The following is a 16,286-nucleotide window of genomic DNA, read 5'->3' as shown; positions in this document are numbered from 1 at the left end:
AGGGACAAGACATGGGAAAGAAGATGCCTTACTGGTGGCTCTCGTGCTGCCTGATATCTGTGCCCGCTATCGCGGCAAACCCTGCGGCGATGATTAATACCGGACAATTAAGCGAAACGCAGGAACTCCCCTCTTTAAATGGTCGCGTGGCGCCCGTAGCCAGCAAAGCCGCCCCCGGCACGCTACAGCTGAATGAAGCGGTTAACCGCGCCGTGACCTGGCATCCGGCCATCAGTGAAGCCGTCGGCAAACTTTATCAGCAGAGCGAAAATGTGGACGTCGCCAAATCGAAATATTATCCGCAAATTAACGCCGGCATGGATAACGGCTATAGCCACGACGGTGACGATAATGGCTTTACCCCTTCGCTGGTGCTTTCTCTTTCGCAAATGCTTTACGACTTCGGCAAAGTCGCAAGCCAGGTACGCGCGGAAAACGCGGGCGTCGCCCAGCAGCAGGCCAACGTGCTGGTGAGCATCGACACCATCGCCCACGATACCGCCATCGCCATGGTGCAGGTGCAGACCTGGCAGCAGATGGTCGAGACCGCCAAAGAACAGCTGGATGCCCTGTCCTCCATCGGCACCCTGACGAAACAACGTAATGATGAAGGCGCAACGTCACTCTCTGACGTGGTGCAGACCGACGCCCGCATCGAAGGGGCGCGTGCGCAGCTGATGCAGTATCAGGCCAGCCTCGACAGCTCGCGCGCCACGCTGATGAGCCTGCTGGGCTGGGACAGCCTGAACGCGGTCAGCAATGACTTTCCGCAGAGCCTGGCCCGCAGCTGCGACATCGCCGAGCCGGACGATCGTCTGGTGCCCTCGGTATTAGCGGCCTGGGCGCAGGCCAACGTCGCGCAGGCTAATCTCGACTATGCCAACGCGCAAATGACCCCTACCGTTTCGCTGGAGCCGGAAGTTCGTCACTACCTGAACGACCGCTACGCCAGCAACGAAACGCGGGACCGCACCCAGTACTCCGCGTGGGTAAAAGTGCAGATGCCGCTCTATCAGGGCGGCGGCCTCACCGCCCGGCGTAACGCCGCCGGACACGCGGTGGAATCCGCCCAGTCCACCATCCAGCGCACCCGTCTTGAGGTGCGGCAAAAACTGCTGGAAGCGCGCAGCCAGGTGATGAGCCTGATGAGCACGCTTCAGATCCAGGGCCGTCAGGAAGCGCTCAGCGCCCGCACCCGCGAGCTGTATCAGCAGCAGTATCTCGATCTCGGTTCCCGCCCGCTGCTCGACGTGCTCAACGCCGAGCAGGAGGTGTATCAGGCGCGATTTACCCAACAGCAAACCGCCGGACAGCTGCATCAGCTTCAGCTCAACTGTCTGTACAACACCGGGCGCCTGCGTCACGCGTTCGATCTTGAAAACCGCACCATCCAGACCGTGGAGATCCAGCCATGAAGCAACGCGATATTCCGCAGGGTGAAAATATGACGGATGAGGCGCTGGAGCAGTGGGCGCAGGCGTTTGGCTATGTGGCGACGCGCTATCGCGTTGCCTGTTCGCCAGGCTCGCTGATCGCCGGCGCGCCGTGGCTGAAAGGCAAACCGATGGTGCCCGCCCTGACGCAGCTCGCCCGTGAAGCCGGGCTGACATTCCAGCTGCTGACGGCCGATCAGCACGCCATCAACAGCTGGCGTCTGCCGGTGGTGGTGGAGCTGAACGACGGTAAAATCGGCGTGATCGACAATTTCGACGGCGAGGATACGCTTGAGGTCAGCTTTTTCGACGACAACACGCACACCAACCGCCTGTCAATGAGCGCGATGCTGCCTGCCATCCGCCACGTCATCGCCCTGCGTCCGCTGGCGGCGCTGAAGGACAGCCGCGTGGATGCCTATATCTCAAAATACCGCCCGGACTGGCTCTACCGGCTGGTGATGCGCGACCTTCGCCCTTACAGCTGGGTAATGCTGGCGGCACTGTTCATTAACGTGCTCTCCCTCTCGGGCATCGTCTTTTCCATGCAGGTGTATGACCGGGTGATCCCCGCCCAGTCCTATCCGACGCTCTATGTGCTGACCATCGGGGTGCTGATCGCCACGCTGTTTGGCTTTGTGCTGCGCGTGGCGCGCGGACACATTATGGATCTGCTGGGTAAACGCTCGGATCTGCGCGTCTCGGATCGGGTGTTCGGCCACGCGCTGCGGCTGCGCCACAGCGCCATTCCGCGATCCACCGGCAGCTTTATCTCCCAGCTGCGCGAGCTGGAGCAGATCCGCGAGATGGTCACCTCCTCCACCATCTCCACCATCGTCGATCTGCCGTTTTTTATCCTGTTTGTGATTGTGCTGGCGATCATCGCTCCGCAGCTGGCGTGGATCGCCCCGGTGGCGGCGGTGATCATGGTCCTGCCTGGCCTGCTGCTGCAAAAGAAGCTGGCGGAGCTGGCGAAGCAGTCGGCGCATGAATCGACCCTGCGCAACGCGGTGCTGGTGGAGAGCGTGCAGGGGCTGGAGGACATCAAGCTGATGCAGGCGGAGAACCGCTTTTTGCAGCAGTGGAACAGCTATATCCAGATCACCGCCGAATCCGGCCTGCGCACCCGCGAGCTGACCCAGAACCTGATCAGCTGGGGGATGACCATTCAGAGCCTGGTGTATGCCGGGGTGATCGTGGTGGGCGCGCCGATGGTGATCGACGGCACCTTAACCACCGGTTCAGTGGTGGCCGCCTCAATGCTCGCCTCACGGATGATCGCCCCGATGGCGACGCTGTGCGGCGTGCTGGCCCGCTGGCAGCAGGTGAAGGCGGCCAAAGAGGGGCTGGACAGCATTATGCAGCTGCCGACCGAGAATCAGCGCGAAGAGACGCCGATCCGTCAGGACGTGCTGCGCGGACATTACCTGTTCGAGCAGGCGCAGTTCCGCTATCACCCGGAAGATCCGCGCATGGCGCTGCGCATTAACCGTCTGGAGATCAAAGCGGGCGAGAAAGTGGCGATCCTCGGGCGCAACGGCGCGGGCAAATCAACCCTGTTGCAGGCGATGGCGGGCGGGATGGATCTGGCGGGCGGTGAACTGCGGCTCGACAACCTCAGCCTGCCGCATCTGGACGTGGCTGACGTGCGGCGAAACGTCGGCTTTATGACCCAGAACGCCCGGCTGTTTTACGGCACCCTGCGCGAGAACATCACGCTCGGCATGCCGCGCGCCACCGATAAAGAGATCTTCGAGGTGCTGGAGATGTGCGGCGCGGCCAGCTTTGTGCAGAAGCTGCCGAAGGGGCTGGATTACCCGATTATGGAGAACGGTGTCGGGCTGTCCGGCGGGCAGCGGCAGTCCATCCTGCTGGCACGGATGCTACTGCGCGATCCGAATATCGTGCTGATGGATGAACCGACCGCTTCCCTTGATGAGCATACCGAGCGGGAATTTATTCAGCGCCTCGGAGCGTGGCTTGGCAACCGCACGCTGATTGTCGCGACCCACCGCGTGCCGGTGCTGGAGCTGGTGGAGCGCGTGGTGGTACTCAAAGATGGCATGCTGGTGATGGACGCGCCAAAAGCCCAGGCGCTGAACAACAGCCGTATGCAGCAACAGCAGCAGGCAACCGGACGGGAGTGGAAAAATGAAAATCAGTCAGCGTGACGTTGCCGCAGTAGAAGATCTGGATAACGCGCTCGACTCAGAAAGCGGTTATACCGGTGCCCGGCGCATTGTTTTCTTCTCCCTGCTGATGTTTGTGGTGCTTGGCGTCTGGGCGTGGTTCGGGGTGCTGGACGAAGTCTCAACCGGCACCGGGAAAGTGATCCCCAGTTCACGCGAGCAGGTATTGCAGTCGCTGGATGGGGGTATCCTCACCGAGCTGAACGTGCACGAAGGGGATCAGGTGCAGGCCGGACAGGTGCTGGCGCGACTGGATCCTACCCGCTCGGAATCCAACGTCGGCGAAAGCGCGGCGCGTTACCGCGCGTCGCTGGCCTCCAGCGCGCGTCTGTATGCCGAGGTGAACGATCTGCCGCTTAAATTCCCGCCGTCCCTGGCGAAATGGACCGACCTGACCGCCGCTGAAACGCGGCTCTACAACTCGCGCCGCGCCCAGCTTGAGGATACCCAGCGGGAGTTGCGCGCCGCGTTAGATCTCGCGAACAAAGAGCTGGCGATCACCCAGCGGCTGGTGAAAACCGGGGCCGCCAGCCACGTGGAAGTGCTGCGCCTGCAACGGCAGAAAAGCGACCTGGAGCTGAAGCTCACCGACGTACGTTCCCAGTATTACGTGCAGGCCCGTGAAGCGCTGTCGAAGGCCAACGCCGAGGTGGATATGGTGTCAGCGATCCTGAAAGGCCGCGAGGATTCCGTTACCCGTCTGACGGTGAAGTCTCCGGTGCGCGGGATCGTGAAAAACATCAAAGTGACGACGATTGGCGGTGTGATCCCGCCCAACGGTGAGCTGATGGAAATTGTGCCGGTGGACGACCACCTGCTGATTGAAACCCGCCTCTCGCCGCGGGATATCGCCTTTATCCACCCTAATCAGGAGGCGCTGGTGAAAATCACCGCCTACGATTACGCGATTTACGGTGGGCTGCACGGAGTGGTGGAGACCATTTCGCCGGACACCATTCAGGACGAAGCGAAGCCGGAGGTATTCTATTACCGGGTGTTTATCCGTACCAGCCAGGATTATCTGGTGAATAAGGCGGGCAGGCATTTCTCGATCGTGCCGGGGATGATAGCGACGGTGGATATTAAGACCGGGGAGAAAACGGTGCTGGATTATATGATCAAACCGTTTAACCGGGCGAAGGAGGCGCTGAGGGAGCGGTAGTCAAACGCCGGGTGGCGGCTGCGCCTTACCCGGCCTACATTCTCGCAGGCCCGCGCAAGCGCAGCGCCGCCGGGCATTAATCCGCACGCAAGACGTGGAATCCGCCTCGAAGAATTAACCTTTAGTCATGCATCACACTTCCCTTCAGCCATGACCAGGGTAATATTACTCGCAGACAAAACGCACTTGCGCACAGTGCAGGAGTGCATTACTATCCACTCAGCTTCAAGGACTGGAGCTTACCAGCATTATGATTAATCATTTTCGGGATCAATGGCTTGAGGATTTTTTTCTCTACGGGAGATCGAGCAATGTTATTCCTTTGAATCTGGAAACAGCGCTTGCAAGAAAGCTCGACATCATCAATGCGGCCATGTCGCACCTGGATTTACGATCGCCACCGGGCAATATGTATGAAGCATTGAGTCCTCCGTTGAAGGGATATTCCTCTATCCGGGTAAACAGACAATACAGGCTTGTATTTCGCTGGTCAGAGGGAAAAGCAGACGATCTCTATCTCTCTCCAAACAAGTACACGCAACACAAGTGAGGCATCACCTATGACACTTCAACAGGCACTCCGCAAACCCACCACGCCGGGCGAGGTGTTGCAGTATGAGTATCTTGAACCGCTCAATCTGAAAATCAACGATCTGGCAGAGATGCTAAATGTACACCGCAATACCGTAAGCGCGTTGGTCAATAACAATCGCAAACTTACTGCCGATATGGCGATCAAACTGGCAAAAGCCTTTAATACCACTATTGAATTTTGGCTGAACTTACAGCTAAACGTTGATATCTGGGAAGCGCAATCTAACTCCCGCACGCAGGAGGAGTTAAGCCGGATAAAAACCGTTGCGGAAGTCATGGCGAAGCGAAAATCCGGCAAGCCAGACGTTACCCTGCACGGGAACAGCGCATAACGGCATCTGCCATTATGCGCATCCTGTTACAGGGAAATTTTGAGGCGTCGAACCGCTTCTTTAAGCTGCTCATCCGTTGGGGTAACGAAAGACATGCGCAGCGTGGTATGGTCCGGCTCGTTGCAGTAGAAGAACTCACCCGGCACAAACACGACGCCGTTGCTCAACGTTTTTTCCAGCCATTTCGTCGTATTGATGCCGTTGTTCATTTTCGCCCACAGGAACATGCCGCCCTTTGGCTTGTGGAACGACATCACATCGCCCAGCTCCGCTTCCAGTTCCGTTGCAAAGGTCTGGTATTTCTGGCGATAGGCTTCGCGGATCATTTTAATCTGATTCGCCAGACGACCGGTTTTCAGATACTCGTACGTCATCAGCTGCGACAGCGTGCTGGTGTGCAGATCGGTGGTTTGCTTGAGGTTCACCACCGCGCGTTTCAGCCACTCCGGCACCAGCACCCAGCCCACGCGGGTGCCCGGCGCGAGGATTTTAGAGAAGGTGGAGGTGTACACCACGTTATCCTCATTGCCGATATCTTTGGCATGGGCAATCAGCGGGCGGAACGCTTCGTCGGTGTAGTTGATCTCGCTGTACGGGTCGTCTTCGATAATCACGAAGTCATAGCGCTTCGATAATTCCACCAGCTGTTTACGACGCGCTTCGGAGAGCGTCACGCCGCCCGGGTTACCAAAGGTTGGCACGATATAAACCGCTTTGATGGTTTTGGTGGCTACCAGCGCTTCAAGTTCATCCACTTTCATGCCGTCGCCGTCGGTGCCAACGGATTCAAAATTCGCCTGCGCCAGGCCAAAGACCTGCAACGCGGCGAGGTAGGTAGGCCGCTCCACGACGACCGTATCGCCCGGGTTAATTAACGCCCGCGCCAGCACGTCAAGCGATTGTTGCGAGCCGGAAGTAATGACCACGTCATCGGCTTTACAGGCGATGCCGCGACCTTGACAGATGCGTTGGATCTCTTCGCGCAGCCCCGGGACGCCTTCCGTCAGGCCATACTGGAACGCTTCGCCAAAATGCTGAGACAGCACGGCATCAGCAGCGATTTTTAAACCCTCATGATCGAACAGGTCCGGATTTGGAATACCGCCACCCAGCGAAATCACGCCTGCCATTTTGCTATGTTTTAATAATTCACGGATGGCAGAGGATTGCAGGCCCTGCGCGCTGCTGGCGAGTTTGTTTGCAGACATTCTTTACTTACCTTCTTTTTTTATATTGTGCCCAATCTTAGCAGAATATGGGCAATAAATTCCGTTAGCTTAGGCAGCGGCCGCAAATCCTGACGCCACAGTAAATGCACCGGCCTCGGCGCGGGCGTAAACGATTCCAGAACCCGAACCAGCCTGCCGCTCGCCAGCTCTTCCGCCACCAGCACTTCCGGTTGCAGCAGGAGTCCCGCCCCGGCTCGCGCCGCCATGCGTAAGCCGTAGCCGTCATTGCATCGTAAGACGGCATCACGCTTCCAGCGCACTTCGCCTTCCACTCCCGGCAGCCGCCACTCGTTACGCGCCGTCCAGACCGTGTGCGACAGGCACAGGTGATCCACCAGATCGGCTGGCGTTTGCGGCGTACCGTGACGCGCCAGATAATCCGGCGCGGCGCAGATCACCATGTTGTAGGGACACAGATATTTCGCCACCAGATCCTCATTACGGATCTCACCGATACGAATGGCCAGATCGACCCCTTCCTCTACCAGATCCACCATTCGGTTGGTGAGATCCAGTTCGATGCGCACTTCCGGGTAACGCTGCAAAAACGTGGCCGTCAGAGGCGCGATAACGCAGCCGCCAAACGAGGTAGGCGCCGTCACGCGCAGGGTGCCGGCGGGCGTGGCTCGCAGACGCTCAACCGCGTTTTCAGCAATCGAGACCTGCTCCAGCACGCGCCTGGCCTCTTCGAAATAAACGCGTCCGGCATCCGTCAGGCTCTGGCGACGGGTGTTGCGCTCCAGCAGCCGCGTACCGAGCTGCGATTCCAGCTGCGCAATATACTTCCCGACCATTACCGCCGACATCTCCAGCCGGGCCGCCGCGCCGGTAAAGCTGCCGCTTTCCACCACCGCGATGAACGTCTCCATGCCGCGAAGCTTATCCATATTACGAACCTCTGGTTAGTAATCTTCTAACATCAGCCCAGTTTATCTGAATTTTTATTTATTAAAGAATGAAGGCTCACAACATAAGGAGTCTGCTATGAAAATCGTCATTATTGGTGCCAGCGGTACCGTCGGTCGTGCTGTGACAGAAGAGCTAAGCCGTCGCCACGAGGTGATCCGCGTGGGTCGCACGCAGGGCGATCATCAGGTGGATATCACCTCGCAGGCGAGCGTGCAGGCGCTGTTCGAAAAGATCGGCCCGGTGGATGCGATTGTCTCCGCCAGCGGAGGGTTGCACTTCGGCCCGCTCGCAACCATGACCGACGGCGAGTTCAACCGGGGTTTGCAGGATAAGCTGCTGGGGCAGGTTCGTCTGGCGCTGACCGGCCAGCACTACCTGAACGAAGGTGGCTCGATTACGCTGATAAGCGGCATTGTGGCGCACGAGCCGATTGCCCAGGGCGTGAATGCCACCACGGTTAACGCCGCGCTGGAAGGGTTTGTGCGCGCCGCGGCCTGTGAACTGCCGCGCGGTATTCGCATTAATCTGATCAGCCCGACGGTGCTGACCGAATCCGCCGAAGCGTACGACGGCTTCTTCCCGGGCTTTGAAAGCGTTCCCGCCGCGACCGTTGCGCAGGCTTACCGCCGCAGCGTGGAAGGGGTGCAGAGCGGGCGGGTGTATAAGGTCGGTTATTGAACCTTACGGGCGGCGATCAGCACCAGCATCGGGCGCTCTGCCTCTTCTGCCAGCGCGGGCCAGGCGTCAATTTGCGCCTGCGTTGGTCCCCACTCATTGACTTCGCTTATTGTTAATCCGGCCTTGATCAGCGCGTTAAGCGTGGTGCCCAGCGTACGGTGGTATTTAATCACCCCGTCTGCCAGCCAGTTGCTGACGCGCTGGCTTTCGTCCTGATAATGGTTCACGCCCCAGAACCGCTCGCCGCTGTTGTCCGTCAGCCAGCCCTGACGGGAGGCGCAGGTGTAAATCGGGTGCTCCATTGAGAAGACCAGGCAACCGCCGGGTTTAAGCGCGCGCTGAACGTGGGCAAATAATGTGTTCAGTTCCGGCAGATAGTGCAGCGCCAGCGAGCTGTAGACCAGATCGAGGCTGTTCTCGTTGAGCTTGAGAGACTCCAGATCGCTACGCTGATAGTGAATCTGTGGATCGGCGGTGAGCTCCACTGCGCGAGCGAGCATCTTTTCGGAGATATCCACGCCCGTGACGTCAGACGCGCCCAGCTCACGCGCCGCGCGGCAGAACCAACCATAGCCGCAGCCAAGATCGATAACCGATTTGCCGGTTAAATCCGGCAGCATCGCCCTGAGCGCAGGCCACTCCGGCGCGCCGTCCAACCCCTGCACCGAGCGCGGAAGCTGAGCGTAGCCTTCGAAAAACGCCGGATTGTCGTAGATGTTTTGTGCCATGGCAGATCCCTCTTTAAGAATGTGCATAGCAGTATACTGCATTGTCGGGTGGCGGCTTCGCCTTACCCGACCTACAAAATCTCCGAACCGTAGGCCGGGTAAGCGCAGCGCCACCCGGCACCACATTAACCCACAGAGCCCCAGACCAGATTCCCCTTATGGAACGTCGCGGTACGCGGAGAGATGCGTGCCACGGCCTCGGCGGAACAGGAGGCATCTACCAGCACAAAGCTGGCGTCGTCCTGCGCTTTCGGCCACACGCGCTCACCTTTATCGTTTAGCGGCAGCACGTCGCCGGTGGCGATGCCCAGCGCACGCGAAAGCGTCTGCTCGTTCGGGCGAATATAGAGCTGTGCATAGAGGTTGGCTTTCTCCAGCATGTCCCCCAGACCGTACGGCGACCAGTGGTCGATCACGCTGTCGGTACCGGTCATGACAAACACGCCTTTATCACGCAGCTGCTTCAGCGGCATGTGCAGAGTGCCAATCGGCACGGTGGAGGCGATGGTCACCTGTTGTGCCGCCATGCGGGTGGCGATCTCATCCACCTCTTGCTCGTTAAGCGTCGCCAGGGCGAAGGCGTGGCTGATGGTCAGCTTCCCCTTCAGCGCCGGCGTTTTCTCCACGGTTTCGACCATGTAGTTCACCGCCGCCACGCCCGCCGGGCTGGTTTCATGCAGATGGATATCCACCCCTTTGTCATAATCCAGCGCAATCTGGAACATGGTGTCGAGGGATTTCTCCATCGCGCCGTCGACGTTGGTCGGGTCTAGCCCGCCCACGTAATGCGCCCCCGCCTGCATCGCCTCGCGCATCAGCTTTTCAGAATGAGACAGCAGCAGGCCGTGCTGCGGGAAGGCAACGATTTCGCAGTCAAAACCTGGGCTTCGGCGCGCCAGTACCGCCTGCAAATTTTCCAGGTTTTTCAGGCCGGAAACCGGCTCTATGTTGCAGTGGCTGCGGGCGATGGTTGACCCTTTGGACTGGAGCAGGTCGATCAGCTTTTCGGCGCGTTCTTGCGTGTAGGGCTGTAACTCCGGCAGCAGCTTCTGCTCCAGGCGGATCATGTCCTGAATGGTGGTGCCCGCCGGACGGTTCAGGGAGCGCCACGGGCCGCCGTAAAAGGTTTTATCCAGATGGATGTGCATGTCGCGCATCGCCGGAAGCATCAGCTTTTTGCCGGCGTCGAAGTGCGGCAGGGTCGCGTCGGCGTGGCTGTTGTTGTCGCGCAGGGCGACGATTTTCCCGTCCTTCATTTCCAGCGTTTTCAGCTCGGTGCGGGTGCTTGTCGCCACGCTGCCGTCGAAGTTAAACCCGGCTTCCAGCAGCACGTTGTCGAGATAGTAATGTTTTGCGGTGATGTTTATCGGTTTACCCGTCTCGCAGGTTGCCTTTGCTGAATCGGCAGCATACACGACGGAACCCGTGGCGCCAAACAGCGCGCAGGCGGTAACCATTTTGCCGCTCTGGCTGATAAACTCGCGGCGGCTTTTATTCTCACTCATCTTATCTTCCTTCATTAACAATGTGGGTACCCGTTTCACCGCGCAGCGCCGCGGGCAGGCAGTCCGGCGAGGTAATGATCACCCGCCTGCCGCCATGGCGTAAAAATTCCAGCGAGGCGACGATTTTCGGCAACATGCTGCCCGCCGGAAAATGCCCTTCTTCCATGTAGCGCGTCATCTGCGCCACGTTCACAGTGCTCAGCGCCTGTTGATTCGGCTTGCCGAAGTGGATGCACACTTTCTCCACGCCGGTGGTGATCACCAGCACGTCGGCGCGGATCTCGCGCGCCAGCAGCGCGGTGGAGAGATCTTTATCTATCACCGCGTCCACGCTCTGGTAATCGCCCTGTTCACTGCGCACCACAGGAATGCCTCCGCCGCCCGCGCCGATCACCACAAATCCTTTCTGCGTCAGCGCCTTGATGGCATCCGACTCAACGATGCGCCACGGCTGCGGTGAAGCCACCACGCGGCGATAGCCCCGGCCTGAATCCTCAACAAAATGCCAGTCCGGGTGCGCAAGTTGCAGTTCGTCGCGCTGCGCCTCGCTGAAAAACGCGCCGATGGGTTTCGTCGGGTGCGTAAAACCAGGATCGTTTTTATCCACCTCCACCTGGGTGACGACCGTGACCGCTTTTTGTTCCCCGCGCGCCGCCAGGCGGTTGTTGAGCGCCTGCTGGATCAGGTAGCCGATCCCGCCCTGGGTATCCGCCACGCAGTTTGCCAGCGGGGTCAGCGGCAGTCCTTCCCGCTCGTGGGCGATTTCGGCGCGGCGCAGATCCAGCCCCACCTGCGGGCCATTGCCGTGGGTGAGCACGATGTCATAGTCCGAAGCCAGCATTTCGAGCACCGACTCAGCCACCGCTTTGACCGCCTGCGCCTGATGCTCAATCGACTGGCTGGCGTTGTCTTTGATAATGCTGTTGCCGCCGATGGCGACGACCATAAGCTCTTTCATTTTGTTTCCTTTAGAAGGTGCGTTCTGGTGCCCTCATCCCGGCCCTCTCCCACAGGGAGAGGGGGATTAACAGAGGTATCCAGCACATGCTTCACCACAAACATCCCGCCCATCATCAGGTAGGCCGTGACGAACATCAGGGAACTGCCCTCGGCAAAGCCCACCACCGGCGCGTGGATCACCCCAAACAGCGCCAGCAGCGCTCCACCGGCCGCCGCGACGGCTCCACGCAGCGGTTTGTTGAGGATGGCGAAGATGGCGATACAGCCCCAGAGCATGCTGGCGAGCGGCGCGCCGTTGCCGAGATGCATCAGGCCTTCGTAGTAGATCCCCTTGCTGTGCAGCACGTCGGTGCCGATTTTCGCCGCGCTGGTCCCCGCCGCGCTCATCACGCTGTTCATCATGGTCAGCGCCCAGTTGGCGATCCACGGGAACAGGCAGATGAAGATGACGGGTACCTCCACTTTCGGGGTTTCCCTCACCACCTGGTTGGCGGTGACGACGCCGATAAACACCAGAATCGGCACGATGGCGGTCATCGGTATGATGGCGAGCATAAAGGCCCCCAGCCCGAACAGCGGCACGATGAACATGGTCACGCCGGACGCCAGGGTGTAGCCGATGCTGGCGCCCATCGCTTTCCAGCCAGGATGGCCGACGTAGACCGTGACCGGGAACGGATTGCCCATCAGGCAGCCGAGCATCGAGGCCAGACCGTTCGCCAGCATTACCTTGCGGGTCGGGTATTCATCCCCCGCCGCGTGGGCGCTTTCGATGTTCTCCAGGTCAAAGATGTAGTTCGCCAGCCCCAGCGGTACGGCGGACGCCAGATACGGCAGCGCGTGCGGCAGTCCTTGCATGAAGCTGTCCACGTGCACTTCTGGCGGGTTAAAGCCGAATGATGACATGGACGCTTTAATGGCATCCGGGCTTTGCAGGCCGGAGATCCACGCAAGCAGAGTACCGGCAATTAACAGCAGCAGGCCGGTCGGGATTTTGGCAAAAATCGGCTTTTTACCGAACCAGTTAATGAAGATCAGCAGCAGGACGATAAACGACACGGTCGGCGCTTCGAACGCCTGCAACATCGGGTTCATCGCCAGCAGCAGCAGGCCAAGACCGGACAGGCACGACAGCAGCACGGTACGCGGGATCATCTTGCGGATGGTTTCCCCCAGGAAGGAACCGCCCGCGAGGATCATCGCTTCCACAAAGCACCACACCAGGCCAATCTGAATCGCGAAATCCGCATCGCCGGTTTGCTGGTAAACCGGCATTAAGACCAGGAAGGTCACGGTAAAAATCGACGGCGCGCTTGGGCCGGACGGCAGCGCGGTGACGTCCGTTCGTCCGGTGGCGCGCGCCATTTGCAGGCCAAACCACGTATAGCAAAGACTCGCCACCAGCACCGCCAGCCCGAAGGCTGGCGCGATGCGTCCATAAACAATCTCCTTCGGGATGCCGACGACAAAAATGAGCAGCCCCATCATGGTCAGCAAATTGGTCAGGTTGTTGGTCATCAACCCGAAATAAGCTGCCCAGTCACCTCTTTTCCACTCCAGTTTCATGTTTTTCATGGATGCATACCTTATAGAACGTAGCGATCGCGGAAGGTTAACAGCGCCTTTTCAAAACAGCTAAACGGCGGGTGAACGATGCCCGCCCCAATCATGCCGATCCCGGCGTCCTTGTGGGCAATGGCGGTATTAATGACCGGCAGAATGCCGCTGCCCGCGACCTTCGTAATGTCGATGGCGGTCGGGATGCCCATAAAAGACAGCAGCGGAATGGTGACGTTCGGGTTTTCGCCGAGGGTGATTTCGCGCATCTGGCGAGAAAAATCGATGGCTTCCTCCACCGTGCCGCCCACCAGCGCAACGATGGCCGGGGCCGTCGCCATTGCAAAGCCGCCGATGCCGTAGGTTTCGGTAATCGCGCTGTCGCCGATATCCAGCCCGGAGTCTTCCGGCTTATAGCCCGCGAACATCGGGCCGATCACCTGCTGCGCCGGGCCGGTGAACCACTGCCCCGGCAGGCCGGAAACGCGCAGGCCGAACTCGTAGCCGTTGCGCGCCATGGTGGTGACGACGGTGCTGTACTCAATGCCGTGGGCGGCATCCAGCGCGGCCTTACACATCGCCATCCACGTCGGACCGGAGAAGTAGTCGCTGCTGGCGACAAACTCGAACACTTCACGCTGCTGCGCCACCGGATAGCCCGCCTGGATCAGCCCCGGCGTCAGCGCCTGAATAAGCAGCGTGGTGCCCGCGTTGTTGCGGTTGTGGCACTCGTCGCCCATGTGCAGCGCCTGGGCCAGCATCAGGCGCAGGTCGATTTCGCCGATAATCTTCATCGCGTCGCGCAGCATCGGGCCGAGCACGTCGCGCATCCAGTTCAGGCGCTCGATCACGCTCTGGTCGTTAGCCCCCATGCGCAGGATCTTCGCCATCTGCTCGCTGAGGTTGGTGAAGGCGCGGTTGCCGTAGGTTTTGTTCTCAACGATGTGCATAAACATCGACGCGGAGGTGACGCCCGCCATCGAGCCCACGCAGTCGTGCTCGTGGCAAGGCGAGAACGTAATATCTCCGGAGGCGGCGATCCTTGCCGCATCGTCCAGATCTTTCGCCAGCCCTTCAAACACCAGCGCGCCGGTAACCGCGCCTTTCATTGCCCCGCACATGTTCTCCCAGGAGACGGGCGGACCGGCGTGCAGAATGGTGGTGCGGGTCATGCCCGGCACCACGTTGATCGCCTGGTCATAGCCCACCAGCACCGGATGGGACTGAATAATCCGCTCAAGGGCAATTTTGTTCGCGGCGGCAATTTTCTCCGCCAGCGGTTTTTCCGCCAGCCGATCCAGCGCGTCCACCACCTGCATATTGCCCTGCCCCGGCGGCGTCCAGTCGAGCTGGGTCACGGGAACGTGCTGTTTTTTGAGGTCGTCGCTGAACATCGCAATCCCGACGTTAATCACGTTCAGCGGCTGGTTGAATAAGATCGTCATTATGCTCTCTCCCCTTTGCAGACAAATTCGCGTGCCAGTAATCCGGTATTGGTGCTGCTGCTGGCCCAGATGACGCCTGCATCAGTCAGCAGCTGGCACTGCTGCGCCAACGACTGCGGATCCTGATCGGTGCCGAGCACGTAGCCGAGAATTTCCAGCGGACGGTTGTCGGCTTTCGCGATCGCCTGTGCCTCTTTGATCGCCTCGATCATCACCCCAACCGGATCGTCATGCGCGCCAAAGCCAAGCACGAAATCCATCACGATCACCCCCACCTGCGGATCGCGCGCCTCCTGTAGCAGGCGGCTGATGCGGTTGGTCGGGTCGATCATCGGGTGTGGCTTGCCGTTGGTGAAGTCGTCGTCACCGAAATCAAGGAAGGTGTGGGCCTGGCTGACGCTGATGTCTTTCAGACGCCTGGCCGGATCCGGCTGGATGTTGCTGTAAACATCGTCAAATTTCTCCAGCGCGGCAAACATCGCTTCGTCGCACAGGGTGCCGCCGCAGAACAGGCCGCGAATGTACTTCTGCTGCGGCGTCAGGCGGGCGCGTACCTCTTCGATCAGCGGCCAGTTGAGCGGATGTAAATCCAGGTCGTCTTTTTTAATGCCGGTAAGCAGCACCGCTTTCAGGGCCGCCTCTTTGGTGCCACGAGCAAACTGCAAACCGTCTTCATCGGCTGGCGGTTCGTTGCGGCCCAGGAAGCACACAACCACAGGCTTGCGGCAGGCGCGTGCCCGGGCCAGTACTTTCTCAGCCACCGCGGGTGCAGGCGGTTTGGAGATGAGCGCTATCACCCGGGTCGCGTCGTCCGCCTCCAGCATGTCGATAGCATCGAGCATCATCAGGCCGCCGATCTTCTCGCTGAGATCGCGTCCGCCGGTGCCAATCAGCTGCGACACGCCGCCGCCGAACTCGTGAATGCGCACGCTCAGCTCCTGGCTGCCGGTGCCGGAGGCGCCAACGATGCCAATCTGCCCGCGACGCACCGCGTTGGCGAAGCACAGCCCCGCGCCGTTGATAATGGCGGTGCCGCAGTCTGGCCCCATCATCAGCAGACCCTTTTCATGCGCCAGCTGCTTCAGCGCCAGCTCGTCGTCGAGCGATACGTTATCGGAGAACAGCATCACGTTAAGATCGTTTTCCAGCGCCTGGCGCGCTTCCCGCGCGGCGAAGGTGCCGTTGACGGAAATCACCGCAAGGTTGCTGTCCGGACGATGGGTTTTGGCGCTGGCAATCGTCGCGTAGCGTGCTTCATGGGAGCCAGTGCGCTCTTTACGCGTGAATAACGCTTCAATGGCGGCCAGGGTTTCCTCATTCGCCGCGTCGCCTTTAATAACGATCATCAGGTCGCCGTTTTTCGCGTCCGCTAATTCCGGCGTTAATAGCCCGAGGTTTTTTAATACCCCTTTGTTCATTTCCGTCGCCATCGCCACAAACGCCTGCTCGACGCCCGGCAATTTATTGGCTTTGGTGGAAACCGACATTAAGGAAACCGAATCGAAATACGTATTCTTTTTTATGACGATTTTGGTTGGCATTATTTTCACCTGTTTAAGATAAAA

At 59.5% G+C, this 16,286-nt stretch carries 14 protein-coding genes; 6 read left to right on the top strand and 8 right to left on the bottom strand.

Features of this window, described 5'->3' with window-relative positions:
* The first annotated feature begins 11 nt into the window (after nt 1–11).
* The 5 genes from SK54_RS07280 (at nt 12) to SK54_RS07260 (ending at nt 5,710) form a co-directional block, all read left to right on the top strand.
* Entirely contained in the window at nt 12–1,415 is a 1,404-nt protein-coding gene (locus SK54_RS07280) for a TolC family outer membrane protein (protein ID WP_048246976.1), read from the top strand.
* On the top strand, nt 1,412–3,604 hold the full coding sequence (locus tag SK54_RS07275) for a type I secretion system permease/ATPase (protein WP_047716689.1): 2,193 nt from the start codon (nt 1,412–1,414) through the stop codon (nt 3,602–3,604). The genes SK54_RS07280 and SK54_RS07275 overlap by 4 nt, the downstream gene beginning before the upstream one ends.
* Entirely contained in the window at nt 3,585–4,784 is a 1,200-nt protein-coding gene (locus SK54_RS07270; protein WP_017382757.1) for an HlyD family efflux transporter periplasmic adaptor subunit, read from the top strand. Before SK54_RS07275 ends, SK54_RS07270 begins: the two co-directional genes overlap by 20 nt.
* A 250-nt stretch (nt 4,785–5,034) precedes the next feature.
* Nucleotides 5,035–5,334 carry a type II toxin-antitoxin system RelE/ParE family toxin gene (locus SK54_RS07265; protein WP_048246973.1) on the top strand — a complete coding sequence of 100 codons (300 nt, stop codon included), beginning with the start codon at nt 5,035–5,037 and terminating at the stop codon, nt 5,332–5,334.
* Nucleotides 5,335–5,344: 10 nt separating this feature from the next.
* Entirely contained in the window at nt 5,345–5,710 is a 366-nt protein-coding gene (locus tag SK54_RS07260; RefSeq protein WP_015571639.1) for a HigA family addiction module antitoxin, read from the top strand.
* A gap of 26 nt (nt 5,711–5,736) precedes the next feature.
* On the opposite strand, the gene SK54_RS07255 is transcribed toward SK54_RS07260, so the two are convergent.
* Nucleotides 5,737–6,918, bottom strand: a complete 1,182-nt coding sequence (locus tag SK54_RS07255; RefSeq protein WP_015571640.1) for an aminotransferase-like domain-containing protein — start codon at nt 6,916–6,918, stop codon at nt 5,737–5,739.
* A 20-nt stretch (nt 6,919–6,938) separates the two neighbouring features.
* The gene (locus SK54_RS07250; RefSeq protein ID WP_033487545.1) at nt 6,939–7,826 is read right to left on the bottom strand and encodes a LysR family transcriptional regulator; all 888 of its coding nucleotides are present in this window, start codon (nt 7,824–7,826) and stop codon (nt 6,939–6,941) included.
* A 97-nt stretch (nt 7,827–7,923) separates the two neighbouring features.
* Here SK54_RS07250 and SK54_RS07245 point away from each other — a divergent pair, with 97 nt between their 5' ends.
* Nucleotides 7,924–8,526 (top strand): short chain dehydrogenase, encoded by a 603-nt coding sequence (locus SK54_RS07245; RefSeq protein WP_045906890.1) that lies wholly within the window; start codon nt 7,924–7,926, stop codon nt 8,524–8,526.
* On the opposite strand, the gene SK54_RS07240 is transcribed toward SK54_RS07245, so the two are convergent.
* The 6 genes from SK54_RS07240 to fdrA form a co-directional block, all read right to left on the bottom strand.
* Nucleotides 8,520–9,254 (bottom strand): class I SAM-dependent methyltransferase, encoded by a 735-nt coding sequence (locus SK54_RS07240; RefSeq protein ID WP_048246966.1) that lies wholly within the window; start codon nt 9,252–9,254, stop codon nt 8,520–8,522. The genes SK54_RS07245 and SK54_RS07240 overlap by 7 nt on opposite strands.
* Nucleotides 9,255–9,379: 125 nt before the next feature.
* Complete coding sequence (locus SK54_RS07235) at nt 9,380–10,759, bottom strand: amidohydrolase family protein (RefSeq protein WP_048246964.1); 1,380 nt, start codon at nt 10,757–10,759, stop codon at nt 9,380–9,382.
* A 1-nt stretch (nt 10,760) separates the two neighbouring features.
* The gene (locus tag SK54_RS07230; RefSeq protein WP_048246962.1) at nt 10,761–11,717 is read right to left on the bottom strand and encodes a carbamate kinase family protein; all 957 of its coding nucleotides are present in this window, start codon (nt 11,715–11,717) and stop codon (nt 10,761–10,763) included.
* Complete coding sequence (locus tag SK54_RS07225) at nt 11,714–13,294, bottom strand: hypothetical protein (RefSeq protein ID WP_015571646.1); 1,581 nt, start codon at nt 13,292–13,294, stop codon at nt 11,714–11,716. The genes SK54_RS07230 and SK54_RS07225 overlap by 4 nt, the downstream gene beginning before the upstream one ends.
* 11 nt (nt 13,295–13,305) lie before the next feature.
* Nucleotides 13,306–14,721 carry a YlbE family protein gene (locus tag SK54_RS07220; protein WP_015571647.1) on the bottom strand — a complete coding sequence of 472 codons (1,416 nt, stop codon included), beginning with the start codon at nt 14,719–14,721 and terminating at the stop codon, nt 13,306–13,308.
* Nucleotides 14,721–16,262 (bottom strand): acyl-CoA synthetase FdrA, encoded by a 1,542-nt coding sequence (gene fdrA, locus SK54_RS07215; RefSeq protein WP_045906887.1) that lies wholly within the window; start codon nt 16,260–16,262, stop codon nt 14,721–14,723. Before fdrA ends, SK54_RS07220 begins: the two co-directional genes overlap by 1 nt.
* Nucleotides 16,263–16,286 lie beyond the last annotated feature (24 nt).

Origin of the sequence: Enterobacter sp. MGH120, from assembly GCF_001037725.1 — a bacterium.
Classification (GTDB): Bacteria; Pseudomonadota; Gammaproteobacteria; order Enterobacterales; family Enterobacteriaceae; genus Enterobacter; species Enterobacter hormaechei_C.
Note: the sequence above shows the minus strand (reverse complement) of the source record. Positions and strands in the feature narration are given on the sequence as shown.

Excerpts from the sequence above, each read along its gene's own strand:
- SK54_RS07280 (WP_048246976.1), top strand. The coding sequence starts at position 12 with ATGGGAAAGAAGATGCCTTACTGGTGGCTCTCGTGCTGCCTGATATCT.
- SK54_RS07275 (WP_047716689.1), top strand. The coding sequence starts at position 1,412 with ATGAAGCAACGCGATATTCCGCAGGGTGAAAATATGACGGATGAGGCG.
- SK54_RS07270 (WP_017382757.1), top strand. The coding sequence starts at position 3,585 with ATGAAAATCAGTCAGCGTGACGTTGCCGCAGTAGAAGATCTGGATAAC.
- SK54_RS07265 (WP_048246973.1), top strand. The coding sequence starts at position 5,035 with ATGATTAATCATTTTCGGGATCAATGGCTTGAGGATTTTTTTCTCTAC.
- SK54_RS07260 (WP_015571639.1), top strand. The coding sequence starts at position 5,345 with ATGACACTTCAACAGGCACTCCGCAAACCCACCACGCCGGGCGAGGTG.
- SK54_RS07255 (WP_015571640.1), bottom strand. The coding sequence starts at position 6,918 with ATGTCTGCAAACAAACTCGCCAGCAGCGCGCAGGGCCTGCAATCCTCT.
- SK54_RS07250 (WP_033487545.1), bottom strand. The coding sequence starts at position 7,826 with ATGGATAAGCTTCGCGGCATGGAGACGTTCATCGCGGTGGTGGAAAGC.
- SK54_RS07245 (WP_045906890.1), top strand. The coding sequence starts at position 7,924 with ATGAAAATCGTCATTATTGGTGCCAGCGGTACCGTCGGTCGTGCTGTG.
- SK54_RS07240 (WP_048246966.1), bottom strand. The coding sequence starts at position 9,254 with ATGGCACAAAACATCTACGACAATCCGGCGTTTTTCGAAGGCTACGCT.
- SK54_RS07235 (WP_048246964.1), bottom strand. The coding sequence starts at position 10,759 with ATGAGTGAGAATAAAAGCCGCCGCGAGTTTATCAGCCAGAGCGGCAAA.
- SK54_RS07230 (WP_048246962.1), bottom strand. The coding sequence starts at position 11,717 with ATGAAAGAGCTTATGGTCGTCGCCATCGGCGGCAACAGCATTATCAAA.
- SK54_RS07225 (WP_015571646.1), bottom strand. The coding sequence starts at position 13,294 with ATGAAAAACATGAAACTGGAGTGGAAAAGAGGTGACTGGGCAGCTTAT.
- SK54_RS07220 (WP_015571647.1), bottom strand. The coding sequence starts at position 14,721 with ATGACGATCTTATTCAACCAGCCGCTGAACGTGATTAACGTCGGGATT.
- fdrA (WP_045906887.1), bottom strand. The coding sequence starts at position 16,262 with ATGCCAACCAAAATCGTCATAAAAAAGAATACGTATTTCGATTCGGTT.